The organism is Metabacillus sediminilitoris (assembly GCF_009720625.1).
GTDB lineage: Bacteria > Bacillota > Bacilli > Bacillales > Bacillaceae > Metabacillus > Metabacillus sediminilitoris.
Genome location: NZ_CP046266.1, coordinates 5,384,647 through 5,401,849, shown reverse-complemented (window position 1 = coordinate 5,401,849; position 17,203 = coordinate 5,384,647). Strand labels below are relative to the sequence as shown.

Genomic DNA, 17,203 nt, shown 5'->3' with positions numbered 1-17,203 from the left:
GTAAGGAATAACACTCAACTGATGAAAGACTCACTTTTACGTTCTCTAGGAGTGGAAAAGATGGTAACAATTTTAGATATTGCTAAGGCAGCGGGTGTTTCACACGGTACCGTTTCAAATGTGCTGAATGGCAAAGGAAATGTTAGCTCTAAAAAAATGGAGCTTGTACTAAAAGCTGCTGAAGAACTAGGATACAATCTAAACAAAAATGCTAAAGTTTTACGTTCAGGCGATAGCCAAACAATTATTATTATATTACCAACCCTTGCTTTAGATGAATTTGCCACATTTTATGAAAGTGCATTAAAAGAGGCTACAGCAAGAGATTACCAAGTGAAATTGTTCTGTACCTATGATAATCCAATCAAAGAATTAGAAGTTATAAAGGAAATTATTAAAGAGAGACCTTCAGGGATAATGGCAGTCTCTTCGTTAGAGGATGCTAATGAATACTATCAACAACTTTCAATTAATAAAAGCGATATTATTTTTATCAATCGCCGCCCGTTAAATGCCTTGGAGTTTATCTCTTTTGACTTCAAAAAAGCAGGTATGGACATGGCAAATTATATGAATCTTTTTGATGGGAAAATCATTGGTGTGTTTACTGATGAAACGAAACATTCTAACGAAAGCGACTTTATTTCATCATTTTTAAATCAAATAAACAATAAAAACATCGTGATTTCACAATCAAATATGGCCCATGAATATGAAAATGCTTTTAATATGATACAAAGTACGTCATTTGATTTTATTATTACTACAAATGTCTCTAAAGCAGTTATGCTATTAAAGGCTTATCATTATGGATCATCCAAACCTTTACCTAAAATTATTGCGATGGCACCTTTTAAAAATACGTATAGTAACGAAATTCTTTATTATTTTCAAGATTATGGATATATGGGTGTGAGTTTGGTTAAGAAAATTATTCTTAATATTCATTTGAAAGACAAAAGCCATTCAAAAATATACGATAATATCGGGTTTTTAGAAAAACATTTAAGTTATAACAAATACGAATCACAAATCAATATACTAACAATTGAATCACCAACAACTAAAGCTTTAATGAAAGTGATTCCACATTTTGAAAAAAATACAAATATCCGAGTCAATTTAGATATTAAAAAGAATAGCGACATATTTGAAATCATTAGAGATGACGAAAAGTGGAAAAGCTACGACATTATACGGTTAGACGTTGTGGGACTATCTTGGTATGGTCAAAAAATTTATAAAAATTTACAAGGCTTGAATAAAAACTTGGATCATGTATTAGATAATTTGCCATACTTCCTAAAAGATTATTATGCAAATATTAATGACGTAACCTATGCACTGCCGTTTGATGTAAGTATCCAAATGCTTTTCTATAGAAAAGATATTTTTGAAAATGAAATTGTAAAAAGAAAATATTTTGAAAAAACGAAATCAGAATTAAAGATACCAAAGAATTTTACTGCTTATAATGAAATATTGAAATTCTTTAATGAAAGTGATTTTGATTCAATAAAAGATGTAAATGGAGCGTCGATGATTACGGGGAATTCAGGGACGATAGCTACTGAATATTTACTGAGATATTATTCCCTTAAAGGCGTATTGCTAAATGATTCTGAAATAAAGCTAGATGTAGATATTGCAAAAAACGCTATGGAATTAATTTATGAAAATTATCGAAATTCTAAAGTTATCGAATCAAATTGGTGGGGAGAAGAAGTGAAGGCCTTCGTAGACGGTAAAACGGCAATGGTCATTGGCTTTATGAACCACTTATCCGTTGTTTCCCAAAGTAATATTAAAGATTCAATCGGAATAGCAAATGTACCAGGAGATACACCATTATTAGGCGGAGGGATTCTTGGTATCACGAAACCAACAGACAAGCTAAATGAAAGTATTGAATTTTTAAATTGGTTGAATAGCAATGAAATTTCAGAGCAAATTACCTTATTAGGAGGAAATTCAGCAAGTTATTTCTTATCTAATAGTTCAGTCGTCCAAACAATGTATCCTTGGCTAAATAAAGCAAAGAAGACCATTATGAATGGAAAAAGGGAAAATACATTTGAAAATGGCCAAAGTATCGATTTAAAGCAAGCAGAAGAAGTCATCGGAAAATACATTCTGCAATTGCTAAAAGAAGAACAGCCTGACTATGATCAATATGTAGCAAAAATAAATGAAGAACTTGAAGCGAAGCAGGAAGAATTGATCACTCAATATTAATACAAATAAAAAGGATGACTTATTAAAGTCATCCCTCAATTTTATTTAACGAAAAACTTTTTTCTGATTTTTTAACATTTTAAAGAACGGTACAACGAATAAGTGGAACACAGTCATATGTGCGATAAAGACGTTAAGCACAAATGCAAGAATGAAAATGGTATCTCCGACGATACCGAAATCGGCATTCATATTTGAAATAAATACTGCCCACATGGCGATAACGACTGGTATATGCATAATCGCAAGTGTTCTTCTTTCTTTCCATAAAAACAATGGGGTAGACGTTGCAATTAATAAATAAGCGAAAAATACATCCATTTCAATCAGCTCCTTATTATTGGTAACGCTTTCACAATATGTGACAACTTAAAGGACGATTTGTGAACGTTTTGTTACAAGTAGTATAACACACCTTGACAAAATAAATAAAGTAAAGATTAACAAAAAATGTAATGGTGAATGGGAAAGCGTAAAAATAGGTATGTTAAGCAATAAATGTTGACGATATAGAATTTTTTGCAGTATAAGTTAAGATGGTAAGTTTTCCTATGGGACAATCTCCCTTTAGTAATACATACCCGTTTAGGATGATTAAAAACGTTTAATACAGTTTTATGAAGGAAAGGTGGTTTTAATGAAGACTACGCAAGAAATATCTAGAAGAAAATTACTTGGTGTAGCCGGTTTGGGCTGGATGTTTGATGCGATGGATGTGGGAATTCTCTCATTTGTTATTGCTGCTTTGCATAAGGATTGGAATTTAACGACAGAACAAATGGGCTGGATCGGAAGTGTCAATTCAATTGGGATGGCAGTGGGTGCTTTGCTATTCGGATTAATGGCCGATCGGGTTGGCCGGAAGAATGTATTTATTTTTACTCTTCTTTTATTCTCAGTCGGAAGTGGTTTATCGGCTTTTGTGACGTCCTTATCGTTATTTCTCATTTTACGCTTTTTCATTGGTATGGGATTAGGTGGCGAGCTTCCAGTAGCATCCACACTTGTATCTGAAAGTGTTCCAGCACATGAGCGCGGTAAAATCGTTGTGTTGTTAGAGAGTTTTTGGGCTGGCGGCTGGTTAATTGCAGCACTTATATCTTATTTTGTTATTCCTAGCTTCGGTTGGCAGGCAGCGTTAATTTTGACGGCATTACCTGCATTTTATGCTTTATATTTACGGATGAAGCTTCCTGACTCACCTCGTTTTCGCGCAATGAATGTGTCGAAACAAAAGGAATCTTCTTTTGTAAAGATTGCGAAGGTATGGGCGAAACCTTATATGAAGCAAACGACCATGCTTTGGATTTTATGGTTCAGTGTTGTCTTCTCTTATTATGGGATGTTTTTATGGCTGCCAAGTGTCATGGTAATGAAAGGCTTTAGTTTGATTCAAAGCTTTCAATATGTCTTAATTATGACTCTTGCCCAATTGCCGGGATACTTTGCTGCTGCTTATTTGATTGAACGAACTGGGCGGAAATTTGTTTTAGTGACATTTTTAATTGGGACAGCGGTTAGCGCCTATTTCTTTGGAAATGCAGAAACATTGCCGCTATTGCTCACTTCAGGAATCTTTTTATCGTTCTTTAACCTTGGCGCATGGGGTGCTTTATATGCCTATTCACCAGAACACTATCCAACGGAAATTCGTGGAACAGGCACTGGTTTAGCGGCAGCATTTGGCAGGGTTGGCGGAATCTTAGGACCGTTACTTGTTGGATACTTAGTTGCAGCAGAGGTTTCGATTGATTCAATCTTCCTGATCTTTGGAATCGCGATTTTAATTGGTGCGTTAGCTGTTTTATTTTTAGGGGAAGAAACGAAGAAAAAAGAATTAGTATAATGGTTTTAAGAGATTAGATTAAGAGCTAATCTCTTTTTTTTCCGCTTTATTCATGGTAAAAAGAATAGTAAAGGAGGCGTTCACATGAATCAGGTTATTGAAACATTGCAAAATCATCGTTCAATAAGAAAGTTTGATGATAGAGCGTTAACAGATGAACAAATTCATACCATCATAAAAAGTGCACAAGCAGCATCTACATCAAGCTTTGTTCAAGCATACTCAATTATTGGTGTAAAAGATAAGCAGAAAAAGGCTCAGTTGGCTGAATTAGCAGGTGGTCAAACATATGTTGAAAATAATGGCCATTTCTTCATTTTTTGTGCTGATCTCTATCGTCATCAATTGATTGCAGAGAAATATGGACAAGATAATAAGGCTGTGTTAGAAAGTACAGAAAAATTCATGGTAGCTGTTATTGACGCTACACTTGCTGCACAAAATGCTGTGATTGCTGCCGAGTCAATGGGACTAGGGGCTGTGTATATCGGCGGCTTAAGGAATCAGCTAAATGAGGTATGTGACCTGATCAAAACGCCGCCACTCGTTCTGCCCCTCTTCGGCGTTGCGGTTGGGTACCCTGCCCATCAACCAGATCAAAAACAACGTTTACCACTTGAGCAAGTGTATCATGAGGATGTGTATCAGCAAGATAAGGACATGTATTTAGAACAACTAGAAAAATATGATCAAGATATCTCTCAGTATTATGACAAACGAACAAATGGGCAAAGAAAAGACACATGGACTGGGCAGATGGCAAGCATGCTATCTAAGCCAACGCGTATGTATATGAAGGAATTTGTAGCAAAGAAGGGTTTTAATAAACAGTAGAAATTCAGGTCTGATGATACATCAGGCTTTTTTTTTATTGCATGGCATGAAAAATAACGATTATCCGTCCAATATTTTACAAATATAGTATAATGCTTAAAAAGGAGAATTTTCCTGCAGTGGGCACCGTGGATCCCATTAACACCAAATATTGCGCTGACAAGTTTTGCTGTGACCTTCATGGTCGAGGGGTATTCGCGAGTGACAACAGGGAGACCAGTTTATTTTAAAAGGAAAAAGAGGGCGTTAAAAACAAAATCAAGTAAGGCGCATCCTGAAATGACAGATTTTACTCTCATTCATAAATCATAATGAATGAGAGATTGAGAAAAAGTGAGGGGCTCATTTTTGAAAAAAAATAAAAAAATGAGATGGTTGATTGGGATTAGCTTATTATTGCTCGTCACATCGATCATTTATAGCGTATTCCGTGATCGTGATCCATATAAATATTACACAGGTTTAGGAAGTGAACTTGCGATATCGCCTAATGATGAAAAGCTTGCTTTCTCTTATTTTCTCGATGGATTTGAAGCAATCTATATGGCTGATCCTGATGGAGGGAATGTAACTAAAATCAGTAAAGAAAACGAAGGCAGATTTCATACGCCGCGATTTTCTTCAGATGGGAAACAGCTCTTATTTTTATCAGCAGATCATGAAGGTATACAGACACTTATGATCATGAATGTGGATGGCAGCAAGAGCAAGCAAATATCGGACAATGATCTTCATATCATTGATGCGGTATTCTCGCCAACGGGTGAAATGATTTATTATATTGCCATGCCTGCCGAGGATTACAAAAAGGCGGAAGGGGAAACAAAGGAAGGCTACGATCTTTATATGATAGATCGTAATGGAGAAGAAGGCCGGCAGTTAACGAATAAGGATCATTTTACAATGAATGATCTTTCTATTTCCAAGGATGGAGCGGAAGTGTATTACAGTTTGTTTGATGGGAATATAGAACAGATTTATTCCTATCATATAGAGGAAAACAAAGAAGCAAAGGTGAAAGAGGGAATTAAGGGAGATATGTATGCTTCCGTGTTTTCTCCAGATAAACAATTTCTTATTTATACGGCAGTGACGGAAGAATCTAAAAATAGCTCTCTGTTCGAATATGAGTTATTTAGTAAAAGTCTTGAAACAAATGAAACAAAAAGGCTCACAAATTTAAAGGCAAATATTCAGTCGCCAGTCTTTTTTCATCACACGAATAAACTTGCATTTTTGGTGTACAAGAACTGGCCGAATGATCCTGCCGAATATCAGCTTATGACGGTTTCGATCAATGGCGGGGAACCAGAGTTCATCGACTTAAACCTCCCTGCTTCTGAAAAAAGTCATTGGCTGATGAAAACATTTGATTTCTTATTGAATGAAAAAGCGATTGCGGTTTATTATGTGTTACTTTTAGGAAGTATAACGGTTTCTTTACAAAGAAGGTCAGGGAGAGTGTTTCTGCCTGCGCTCATTAGTTTAGGTCTCGCAGTATTCGCTTTTATTGGCAGTTTTGTAATAGCTGCTATTATGAATCCGTGGGTTGGAATTGCTGTTGGCATGGTGGCAATTACGCTCTTTCTTTGTTCGCTTCTTTTAAACTTATTTGCTTTTATCATAAAACGATTTGTAAAACCGATTTAATTTTAATCATTAGGCTGCTCAATTCAAAATTGAGCGGTCTTTTTTTGGGGAAAAGTTGTCCACATCATTTATCATCACTTTTAAAGAAAATTATCAACAATATAATTTTTTCGTAAGAAAAAAGAGTGAAACACGACAAAAGTCCTGTGAATAACCTGTGAATAATGGGTAAAAGTACGAATATATATTGTGGCGAACGTTTGTGCCTACACAAAATGTGGATAGAAATTGTGGATATGTTGATAACTCCTGTGGATAAGATGTTGCTAACAGGTAAGGTGGGTTGTTAATATCTAAATTTTTACACAGAGATTGAAAAAAACGGTATAGAAAAATAAAGTTTTTAATAATGATCCTCCGGTTACCCACAATAAAAAATTACTTTTAGAGTTTAAGTGACACAAACTAGTTATGAATGGTGTCATTTCTTTTTACATAATCTAATAGGGAGAATGGAAAAAAGGACGTGTATGAATGATAGAAAAAACATACGAATGTATCATTATAGGGGCTGGAATTGCCGGTTTACAGGCTGCGATTCAGCTTGGAAGATATATGCATGATGTGCTGGTTATAGATAGTGAAAATGGAAGATCAAACTTATGCAGAGGCTATCATAATATGCTTGGCTGGCCTGATGGAGTAAGTGGGCAAACACTGCGGGATTTAGGCCGTAAACAAGCGAAGAGCTTAGATATCGAATTTATGAATGACCTTGTCATTGGAGCTGAAAAAAAAGACAAGCTTTTTTTGTTAAGGACGAAGCAAGGGAAGGAATTCCAAGCACGGACATTGCTGCTTTCAACAGGTATTAAGGATCGCATTCCGGAAATCAAGTATATCGAGCCTTGTTTAGGAATATCGATATACGTTTGCCCAGATTGTGACGGGTATGAAGTAAAGGATAAGCATGTCTTATTATTGGGATCTGGAAGTACTGGGGCAAATCTTGCGCTCACATTAACATATTGGACAAAGAACATAACATTTATTAATCATGATGCAAAACAGCTTGACGAGGCTTTACTACATAAGCTCGAACAAAATCAGATTCAAATCATCAATGAACAAATTGAGGAGATCATGACAGAAAATGAATCCATTTTTAAAGGGGTTATCTTAAAAAATGGACAAAGAGTGAGTGGTGATCGAGGGTTCATCGCCTTTGGCGGAAATGTTGTGCATTCTGAATTAGCCAGTCAATTAGGTGTCGAACGGCTGGAAAATAAACATATTGTTGTTAACCCGCGGACGAAGGAAACAAATGTTACAAATGTATGGGCAGCGGGCGATGTTGTTGCCCATTCAGAACAAGTAACGATCGCCATGGCAGATGGATGCCAAGCAGCCATTTGGATCCATAAACGGCTTCTAAAAGAAAGAGAGGATTCATGACTAGCTAAATATAAAATTTAATAGAAAGATCCTCTCAAAAATAAGATATAATGAGATGAGATTTGAAGAGATTGCAAATAATGGAATAGGTATTTTTATCACTGGAGGTAAAAAGCATGGCAGTATTAGTTTGTGGTGGAGCTGGATACATAGGGAGTCATACCGTATCAGAGCTTTTGGATCGTAATGAGGATGTCATTGTTGTTGATAATCTTCAAAAGGGACATAAACCAGCTGTTTTAGACGGCGCAAAGCTTTATTCAGGGGATTTACGTGATGAGGCTTTCCTAAAAAATGTTTTCCAAGAGAATGAGATTGAAGCTGTTATTCATTTTGCAGCGGATTCACTTGTAGGTGAAAGTGTTGAGCTTCCCCTTCAATATTATGAAAACAACGTTTACGGTACAATGTGCCTTTTAAAAGTAATGACGGAATATAATGTGAAGAAAATCGTCTTTTCTTCAACAGCAGCAACATATGGTGAAGCAGAAAATATTCCGATTTTAGAAACAGATCCAACAGTTCCAACAAATCCGTACGGTGAAACAAAGCTTGCAGTTGAAAAAATGCTGAAGTGGAGCAGGCAGGCGTACGGTCTTAACTATGTTGTCCTTCGTTACTTTAATGTAGCTGGTGCACATATGGAAGGGAAGCTTGGTGAAGATCATCAGCCAGAGACACATTTGATCCCAATTATTTTACAAGTAGCTTTAGGGAAGCGTGAAAAAATTATGATCTTTGGTGATGACTATCAAACAGCTGATGGCACATGTATCCGTGATTATATTCATGTTACAGACTTAGCAGATGCACATATTTTAGCAATTGAAAAGCTTCGCAAAGATAATAAAAGTGCAACATATAATCTAGGGAATGGAAATGGATTTTCTGTAAAAGAGGTTATTGAAACGGCTAGAGAAGTAACAGGACATCCGATTCCAGCTGAGATAGCACCGCGTCGTGCAGGTGACCCGGCGATATTAATCGCTTCATCAGAAAAGGCAATTAATGAGCTCGGCTGGAAACCTAAATATGCAGATCTTCACACGATGATCAAAAGTGCGTGGAACTGGTTCCAAAAAAATCCGAACGGCTATTTAAAATAAAAAATAAAATAGTTACAATAAAAATTGAATTTGCTAGTATAAGATATTTGTATAACGGGGATAATAGTAGTAATCCCCCCCTAATCTTTATATAATGTATGTGCCTCCTTACTTGTAAGGAGGTTTTTTTTTGCGGAAGGCATGAAAAACAACCCTTTAATTTCTACTAAAAATCATATAAAATAAAATTCATGTGTTAGATCATCTTACAAATTACTAGACATTTGGTAGGGTAGGGGAAACAATGAAAAGTGAAAAATTAAGGAGAGCTGAGATTAATCCATTATATCTTGGTATGACTGCATATATAAAAAAAATGAAGGGTGAAACGACATTTAAATCCAACTTAAACTATGTGGATTTGATGGTTTCAGCCATAGGCTGTCTATTGGCGATGAGTTTGATTAGTGTAATTGCCGTTTCTCTAGGGTATCCAATGGCACTTGGACCAATTGGTGCAAGTTGTCTATTAATCTTTGGAGCTCATAATGGCCCTTTTTCTCAACCTCGTCATATCATTGGCGGTCATTTCATTGCGACCTTTGCGTCACTCGCAATTTGGGATGTATTCGGAAAGAATTTTTTGACTATTGGGATAACTTTAGCGGTTGTTATTATTTTAATGATGGTTACAGGCACCATTCATCCTCCTGCTGCAGCTAGTGCCATTGTAGCGATGAATACAGGAGCTGGGTGGGGGTTTATCCTTTGTATGTTCATTTGCAGCCTTAGTTTAATTGTCATTTCATTGTTTTATAACAATTTGTTTCAATCAAGACAATATCCTAAATTTTGGTTATAAAAAAGAGGCGCCTTTAGGCAGCCTCTTTTCGTGTCTTTTGGTTAATGGGCGAAAATAACAACTTTTCCCTTATCTAATTCTTCTTCAAGTTTCTCAGCTTCAGGTTGGGTAACCCCTAATGAAGTCATTTTCGAGCGAAGCTCATCACCGCGAGAACGGAAAACGTTCGCCATCTTATCGAAGAGACCTTCTTCTTTCATGCCCACATTGCTTGTATCGGTATTTTCTGTTAAATGCTTTGAGCGAGCCGTATCATGTGCAAAAAGATAAATATCATCTTTGCTAAGTCCTTGTGCTTCAAGATTTCTAATTGTTTCTGTAGCTTGTACACCATTTTCTACAACAAAAGTTTTCATGAATCTTCATCTCCTTAGCGTTGATAGTTTACTATACCCGCCTCAAAGTTAATAAAACATGATAGGGGAAAATAAGAATGATTTATCATTATTTAAAAGGGAAATGGGTAAGAAGATTTTACCTATAAAAGTAGTGAACCAATTTGATAAAATGAAGAGGAGCTAGAGAAGAAAAATGTAGAAATGAATCGGTAAGCAAAAAGATTCGGACAAGATCATCTCTTTGTTTGCATTCAACTAGCGGGAGGCATATTGATGCAGGAATTCATTAAAAATGAGTGGTCAACATTATTAAATGGCCAATTTGAAAAGCCATATTTTAAACAGCTTATAGAATTTATAAACGATGAATATAACGAAGGCATCATCTTTCCTAAAAGAGAGCATATTTTTGAAGCACTGAACAAAACATCCTATCAATCTGTTAAAGCAGTTATTTTAGGTCAAGATCCATATCACGGTGACGGCCAAGCACAAGGATTAAGCTTTTCCGTTCAGCCGCATATGAAGCTTCCGCCTTCGCTACGAAATATTTTTATCGAGCTAAAAGAAGATCTGGGCTGTGACACACCGCAACATGGCTCGTTATTGAAATGGGCTGATGAAGGCGTATTATTATTAAATACAGTACTGACAGTAAAAAAAGGGATGGCTAATTCTCATAAAGGTAAAGGCTGGGAACACTTTACAGATGAAATCATTACATTGTTAAATAAACGTGACAAACCAATTGTGTTTATTTTATGGGGGAAACATGCAGGTGAGAAGAAGTCTTTCATCACATCTCCACAGCATCTAATCATCGAATCATCACATCCGAGTCCATTCTCAGCTAGAAAGGGTTTTTTCGGAAGCAAGCCATTTTCTAAAACAAATGATTTTTTAAAGCAACATCATATGGAGGAAATTAATTGGTGCTTAGATGAGTTTCCGTTTCATGAAAAGGAGTTAAACTAGGTGCAAGAGGCAACAGTAAACTGCGTAAAGTGTCAGCATTTCTATGTCACGTGGGATCCAAAGTTTCCGAATGGTTGCCGGGCGTATAGATTCAAATCATCAAGCAGACCTTCCATCATGGTAAAAAAATCATCTGGAACCGCCTGTCTGAACTATAAACAAAAGGCAAACAAGACTTAAAGGAGGGTATAAATATGAATATACATGTATCAAAGCTCCTTCAAAAAATGGAGGAGGAATTACTCAAAGCAAAACATAGTCAATCAGATAAAGAACTAAGAGAAAAACTTGTTGTGATTCAGTCATTATGTGAAGTCATTTTAGATGAAAAGTCAAGCTCGTTGCAGATTCCTTCATCTCCTGCAAATGAAATGAATCAAACGGAACTTCGAAAAATGATGGGGAATCTTTCAATCAAGAAACAACCATCCATTTCATCTAGTCCTTATAAGGAAGAAGATGCAAATGGTGATTCGCTTTTTGATTTTTAACAGCGGATGTGTTCAATGAATCAGTCAATATACTTCAAAATGGTTACGAAATCGTCATAAATTCTGGTTGTAATAGGTTGAAAGAAAATGATAGTGCGATAAGATGGAAGAGTAATAAATAAGGGAGGTGTTGTGGTATATGAAGCTTTTTCTTATTTTAGGTGCAATAAATGCCTTTTTAGCGGTTGCATTAGGGGCGTTTGGTGCACATGGATTAGAAGGGAAGATTCCTGAAAAATACATAAAAACGTGGCAAACAGGTGTAACCTATCAAATGTTCCATGCAGGTGGTTTATTTATCGTAGCTTTTTTAGCAGATAAATTGGCGAATGTTGGATTATTAACAACAGCTGGATGGTTATTTTTAGCGGGAATTATCTTATTTTCAGGTAGTTTATACGTATTGAGTGTGACACAAATCAGTATACTAGGGGCGATTACTCCGCTAGGAGGCCTCGCATTTTTGGGCGGCTGGCTGCTTCTAGGCTATGTAGCAATACGTTATTTATAAAGCGAGACTTCTATCAGTGGGGGGGTCTTCATCCCCCATTGACAGTTAGAGAGACTTATCACGCACAATACGCCACATCGTGTGGCTTCGCCTGACTCGGACGTCAATCGCTCGTCAGATCTTTACGGGCAGTTATCTCCCACTTATCTTCTTTGCTTCTCTCGAATCTTGAAGTGGGAGTTTTACTGCCCGTTAAGGTGGGATAAAAATTGGGATTGGCTGACTCTTTCTAAGGAGTCAGCCAATATGTTTATCTCGGCGGATAGACAGCTAGTGTATTTTGCGGGAAATAGTTAATCTCTTCATCAAATGTTACATAATCTAAATAAACCATTAATAATAAGTAGCGCATGCCTGTTTGCGGATCACTTAAAATAAGGTGATCACGTCCAGCTGCCTCTATCACACCTTTAATCACCTTTGCATTCCACTCGCGATTGCCTTCAAACGTCAAATAAACGGTTGCGGTTTTGCCGCGATTTAAACGTAGAATATTTTCGATATAAGATTCTTCTAAAGGCAACATGCCATTTTGTGCTGTACCTGGAGGCTGTCCAGTAGGTTGAGTACCTGGAAGGTAGGTTGGAGCATATTGTCCTGGATATGTAGGATATCCTGCTCCTGGCTGCATTGGAAATTGTTGAGCACCTTGTACACCTTGAAAACTTGGCATCCCCTGCATGCCAGGCATCCCTTGCATACCAGGAAGTCCCTGCATACCAGGCATTCCTTGCATCCCTTGCATGTCAGCGCCGTAAGGTTGAGATTGCACTTTTTTGTTGTTTGCCATTAATAAAACCTCCTAAATGAAAAATGGAATAATCAGCTAAGAAGACAATCTGCATAGACAGCAAGCTGATAAAAAGAGTTTTTAAATCCTCCTGGACATAACGGTTGTCACGAACAAATTAAAACAGTTTTATTACTATTTTCGTAAGATGAATAGGGAAAACTTCATTCATACTTTGCTCAATTATACGTATGTACGGGGAAAACAACTTATGACTTTTGGTGGAAAATAACAGAGGAGATATAAATATGCTAAATCTTACATTCGAAGAAATAACAGAAGAGCTGCTAAGCATCGCGCAAAAGATTGTAAATTCAAACATTGAGTATAATCTGTTAGAAAACGGCCGAGAAATTCGATCATTAGAGGAACTGAAGGATGAATTTCTAAATCCGCTGACAAGAAGCGTATTCATAAAACGAGATGAAACGTACATTGGTGTCATGGATTACTTGGACGAAAATCCAAATGATCACTATCCATGGTTAGGCCTGTTAATGATTGACCTTGAAGTTCAAGGAAGGGGTTATGCAAAACAAGCCTATCAACAATATGAAAAGGAAATGATCAATTTAGGAAAAACGGCGGTGCGCCTTGGGGTTTTAAAAGGAAATAAGAAAGCAAAACAATTTTGGGAATCAATTGGCTTTGTCTTTTATGAAACAAAGCCATATAAAGAAGATAGACAAGTAGATTGTTATGAAAAAGAGCTGAAAAAATAGACGTTACCGGGTTTGAGGGGTAACGTCTGTTTTCCTTTAAAAGGAAAGAAAAGAAATTATTGTACTTTGTTTTTGTGTCTAGCTCCAGCGCTAGCTCCGAAGCATAGGACGTGCAAGTGCAGTCAATGCGACAGGACGTCGCGTTTTTGACTGCCTCGAGTCATAAGCCACTCCATAATTGAAGGCAAAGTACGCCTTCTATTATGGACCGTCTTATGCTTGTCGGAGCTGAACAAGGCGCTTGCGCTTTTCTAATTGTCTAGCTCCAGCGCCTAGACCCTCGAGGTCACAAGCCAATCAGGAATTGAAGGAAAATACACCTTCTATTCCTGATCGTCTTGTGCTTGTCGGGTCTGAACAGGCGCTCACGCTTTTCTTAGTTCACATAAAGGAAAGAGTGAAGTTTTGAAGCGCTTAAAAGGTTTCCGACAAAGAATGAACCGAATTCTCCGTAGCGTGCACTTACTTCATCAAAGCGCATTTCATAAACAAGCTTTTTGAATTGAAGGACATCATCAGAGAAAAGCGTTACACCCCACTCATAATCATCAAAGCCGACAGAGCCAGTAATAATTTGTTTCACTTTGCCTGCATATGAACGACCGATTAAACCGTGACTCTTCATTAAGTTACGGCGCTCTTCCATTGATAGTGAGTACCAGTTATCATTGCCTTGACGGCGTTTATCCATAGGATAGAAGCAAGAATACTTTGCTTGTGGCAGCTTTGGATATAATCTAGAGCGAACATGCGGGTTTTGATATGGATCTTCATTGCTTTCACCAGCCAAATAATTGCTAAGCTCAACAACAGAAACATAAGAATAAGTAGGAATTGTAAATTCAGCTAGCTTCGTTTTATTGAACTCAAGCTCAATTTCATTAAGTTCCTCCATTGTTGGACGTAAGATCATCATCATAAAATCTGCTTTTTGACCAACGATGGAATAAAGGGCATGGCTGCCTTGCTCTTCATTCTCTGTCACATTCCACTTTTCAAGTAAACCTAAAAACTCATGGATCGCTGCTTGGCGCTCATCACTTGTTAATAGCTTCCATGCTGACCAATCAATTGAGCGGAAATCATGCAAGCAATACCAACCATCTAGTGTTTGTGCTGCTTCACTCATATCTATTCACTCCTATATGATAAATTCGTTATGTACATTTTAACTATATCATAATTTGTCCATTCGACTAAATGAATTAAACGTGAACAAAAACTAAGGAAAACAAGAAAAAAGATTTGGATAAATTGATAAATAAAGCGCATGTTAACAAATTGGAAAGAAAAATAGCCAACAGGTCAGTTATGAAAATCTGCCGAGTTTGTGAAAGATCAGTTTTCAGTCTATTCTGAAAGTATAAACTTTTAAATGAAAGCGTTTAAGTGTAACCTGTATTGTTTGAAATTACCACTAAGTGGAGTATTCTAGAGGAAGAAGTACACATATTAAGAAAGTTAAGGTATTTTAAACTTCATTTTGTGACTGGCTAAAGCTTATGAGCTACTAAGGTGCTTTTACATTTCTTATTTCAAGGAGGTTTTTTTGTGTCAGATTTATTTTCGGCATTAAAGGAAAAAGTGAGCGGACAACAGATTAAAATTGTTTTCCCGGAAGGATTAGATGAACGTATTTTAACAGCTGTTAGCCGACTGGCTAGTGAAGGGGTTCTTCAACCAATTTTGATCGGTAACGAACAAGAAGTAACAAATAAGGCTAAGGGTTTAGATCTAAGCTTAGATGGAGTAGAAATTTACGATCCTCATAACTATCCGCAAATGGACGAGCTTGTTGCTTCATTTGTTGAAAGACGTAAAGGAAAAGCAACAGAAGAGGATGCACGTAAAATTCTTTTAGATGAAAACTATTTTGGAACTATGCTAGTTCATCTTGAAAAAGCACAAGGTCTTGTAAGTGGTGCGGCACATTCTACTGCTGATACTGTACGCCCTGCTTTACAAATTATTAAAACAAAAGAAGGCATTAAAAAGACTTCTGGTGTGTTTATCATGGTTCGCGACGATGAGAAATATGTGTTCGCAGATTGTGCCATTAATATTGCTCCAGACAGCCAGGATCTTGCTGAAATCGCGATCGCTAGTGCAAAAACGGCAGACATGTTTGATATCGAGCCGCGCGTTGCGATGCTAAGCTTTTCAACAAAGGGTTCTGCAAAATCTCCTGAAACAGAAAAAGTTTCAGAAGCAGTTAAAATTGCAAAAGAACTTGCTCCAGACCTAGTATTAGATGGTGAATTCCAATTTGACGCGGCGTTTGTTCCTTCAGTTGCTGAAAAGAAAGCTCCAGACTCAGTAATAAAAGGAAATGCAAATGTATTCGTATTCCCGAGCCTTGAAGCAGGAAACATTGGCTATAAAATCGCCCAACGCTTAGGTAATTTTGAAGCAGTAGGTCCAATCCTTCAAGGATTAAATAAACCAGTTAATGACTTATCACGTGGTTGTAATGCAGAAGACGTATATAAGTTAGCATTAATTACAGCTGCACAAGTATAATGAAACAAGCTTCGATTTTTATAATCGGAGCTTTTTATTATGCAATAATATTATTTATAAGATAAGTAAACCTTATTTTTAGGGAAGTGTTTTTAAATTATTGTATAAAGAGGGATAAAAGATGAGTAAGATCGAAGTAATTGTTTTAAATGAGGAAGATGCTAAAATGGCTGAAGCGTACGGAGCTGACCGCCTTGAATTGGTTTCTGCCATAAGTGAAGGGGGATTGACCCCGAGTTATGGAACGATTAAGAGAGTTACCAATAGTGTCAATATACCAGTAATGGTGATGATTCGCCCTCATAGCTTTTCCTTCGTCTATCGGAAGGAAGAATGGAAAGTGATAAGGGAGGATATCAAGGTTGCTAGAGAACTGGGTGCAGCAGGGATCGTATTCGGGGCATTAACAGAAGAAAAATCAGTGGATTTCGAACTTCTATCAATGGTAGTAGAAGAGGCAAGTGGCCTATCTGTTACCTTTCATCGTGCCATTGATGAAACGAATCCATTAAAACACTATCATGAACTTTGCAGGTCTCCATATTCAATTGATAGAGTGTTAACCTCTGGCGGCAAACCAACCGTCATTGAGGGAGTAGACATCTTACATCAATTGGTTCAGGAATCGATTGGTACTGAAAAGCCTGGCATTCTTCCTGGTTCAGGCCTTACAATAAACAATATTGAAATGGTTCATCAGAGGCTGCAAGCTGAAGAATATCACTTTGGCTCAGGACTCCGAAAAGAAAGAGATTTTCGGAATGCAATTGATGGGGAAGTTCTTCAAAAGGTCAAAACAATTGTGAGCAAAAGGTAAGTGTGACAGCTGCAACTCGTGCAAAGCCATCTCCAAAAAAGGTGCGGAAAAACGCTAAGTAGTTCAGATAATGTGAAGGTAGTGTAAAATCGTAAAGGTTTTACACTTTGTTTTTGCCCAGCTTATCGTACTGGTTTTTCATAGAATGAATGCAACACCTGTTATCATTTT

The 17,203-nt window shown here is 37.0% G+C and carries 17 protein-coding genes; 13 read left to right on the top strand and 4 right to left on the bottom strand.

Annotated features, from left to right (window positions below):
* Positions 1-60 precede the first annotated feature (60 nt).
* Positions 61-2,235 carry an extracellular solute-binding protein gene (locus tag GMB29_RS25945; RefSeq protein ID WP_168733952.1) on the top strand — a complete coding sequence of 725 codons (2,175 nt, stop codon included), beginning with the start codon at positions 61-63 and terminating at the stop codon, positions 2,233-2,235.
* 45 nt (positions 2,236-2,280) lie between these two features.
* On the opposite strand, the gene GMB29_RS25940 is transcribed toward GMB29_RS25945, so the two are convergent.
* Entirely contained in the window at positions 2,281-2,556 is a 276-nt protein-coding gene (locus GMB29_RS25940) for a spore morphogenesis/germination protein YwcE (protein WP_136357760.1), read from the bottom strand.
* Between the two features lie 316 nt (positions 2,557-2,872).
* Here GMB29_RS25940 and GMB29_RS25935 point away from each other — a divergent pair, with 316 nt between their 5' ends.
* From GMB29_RS25935 to GMB29_RS25910, 6 genes are all read left to right on the top strand, one after another.
* Positions 2,873-4,081: an MFS transporter gene (locus GMB29_RS25935; protein ID WP_136357758.1), complete on the top strand. Its 1,209-nt coding sequence runs from the start codon at positions 2,873-2,875 to the stop codon at positions 4,079-4,081.
* 84 nt (positions 4,082-4,165) lie between these two features.
* Entirely contained in the window at positions 4,166-4,915 is a 750-nt protein-coding gene (gene nfsA / locus GMB29_RS25930; RefSeq protein ID WP_136357756.1) for an oxygen-insensitive NADPH nitroreductase, read from the top strand.
* Between the two features lie 348 nt (positions 4,916-5,263).
* Entirely contained in the window at positions 5,264-6,565 is a 1,302-nt protein-coding gene (locus GMB29_RS25925) for a TolB-like translocation protein (RefSeq protein WP_136357754.1), read from the top strand.
* 474 nt (positions 6,566-7,039) lie between these two features.
* The gene (locus GMB29_RS25920) at positions 7,040-7,960 is read left to right on the top strand and encodes an NAD(P)/FAD-dependent oxidoreductase (protein WP_136357752.1); all 921 of its coding nucleotides are present in this window, start codon (positions 7,040-7,042) and stop codon (positions 7,958-7,960) included.
* Between the two features lie 116 nt (positions 7,961-8,076).
* Positions 8,077-9,066, top strand: coding sequence for a UDP-glucose 4-epimerase GalE (galE, locus tag GMB29_RS25915; protein ID WP_136357750.1), 990 nt, complete (start codon positions 8,077-8,079; stop codon positions 9,064-9,066).
* A gap of 244 nt (positions 9,067-9,310) precedes the next feature.
* The gene (locus GMB29_RS25910) at positions 9,311-9,868 is read left to right on the top strand and encodes an HPP family protein (RefSeq protein ID WP_136357748.1); all 558 of its coding nucleotides are present in this window, start codon (positions 9,311-9,313) and stop codon (positions 9,866-9,868) included.
* Positions 9,869-9,909: 41 nt separating this feature from the next.
* Here the strand turns inward: GMB29_RS25910 and GMB29_RS25905 are convergent, their stop codons facing one another.
* On the bottom strand, positions 9,910-10,224 hold the full coding sequence (locus GMB29_RS25905) for a YflT domain-containing protein (protein WP_136357746.1): 315 nt from the start codon (positions 10,222-10,224) through the stop codon (positions 9,910-9,912).
* 255 nt (positions 10,225-10,479) lie between these two features.
* Here GMB29_RS25905 and GMB29_RS25900 point away from each other — a divergent pair, with 255 nt between their 5' ends.
* The 3 genes from GMB29_RS25900 (at position 10,480) to GMB29_RS25890 (ending at position 12,183) form a co-directional block, all read left to right on the top strand.
* On the top strand, positions 10,480-11,181 hold the full coding sequence (locus GMB29_RS25900; protein ID WP_136357744.1) for a uracil-DNA glycosylase: 702 nt from the start codon (positions 10,480-10,482) through the stop codon (positions 11,179-11,181).
* Positions 11,182-11,375: 194 nt separating this feature from the next.
* A complete protein-coding gene (locus GMB29_RS25895; RefSeq protein ID WP_136357740.1) occupies positions 11,376-11,672 on the top strand; it encodes a YwdI family protein in 297 nt (98 codons plus the stop codon).
* Between the two features lie 139 nt (positions 11,673-11,811).
* Positions 11,812-12,183, top strand: coding sequence for a DUF423 domain-containing protein (locus GMB29_RS25890; protein ID WP_136357738.1), 372 nt, complete (start codon positions 11,812-11,814; stop codon positions 12,181-12,183).
* Positions 12,184-12,433: 250 nt separating this feature from the next.
* Here the strand turns inward: GMB29_RS25890 and gerQ are convergent, their stop codons facing one another.
* Entirely contained in the window at positions 12,434-12,973 is a 540-nt protein-coding gene (gene gerQ / locus GMB29_RS25885; protein WP_227551435.1) for a spore coat protein GerQ, read from the bottom strand.
* A 248-nt stretch (positions 12,974-13,221) separates the two neighbouring features.
* Between gerQ and GMB29_RS25880 the strand changes: the two genes are divergently transcribed.
* Entirely contained in the window at positions 13,222-13,695 is a 474-nt protein-coding gene (locus GMB29_RS25880; RefSeq protein ID WP_136357736.1) for a GNAT family N-acetyltransferase, read from the top strand.
* Between the two features lie 376 nt (positions 13,696-14,071).
* Here the strand turns inward: GMB29_RS25880 and hemQ are convergent, their stop codons facing one another.
* Positions 14,072-14,824 carry a hydrogen peroxide-dependent heme synthase gene (hemQ, locus tag GMB29_RS25875; RefSeq protein WP_136357734.1) on the bottom strand — a complete coding sequence of 251 codons (753 nt, stop codon included), beginning with the start codon at positions 14,822-14,824 and terminating at the stop codon, positions 14,072-14,074.
* Between the two features lie 422 nt (positions 14,825-15,246).
* On the opposite strand from hemQ, the gene pta reads away from it, so the two are divergent.
* Both pta and GMB29_RS25865 read left to right on the top strand, forming a co-directional pair.
* A complete protein-coding gene (gene pta / locus GMB29_RS25870) occupies positions 15,247-16,215 on the top strand; it encodes a phosphate acetyltransferase (protein WP_136357732.1) in 969 nt (322 codons plus the stop codon).
* Positions 16,216-16,336: 121 nt separating this feature from the next.
* Positions 16,337-17,032: a copper homeostasis protein CutC gene (locus tag GMB29_RS25865; RefSeq protein WP_136357730.1), complete on the top strand. Its 696-nt coding sequence runs from the start codon at positions 16,337-16,339 to the stop codon at positions 17,030-17,032.
* The last annotated feature ends 171 nt before the right edge of the window (positions 17,033-17,203 follow it).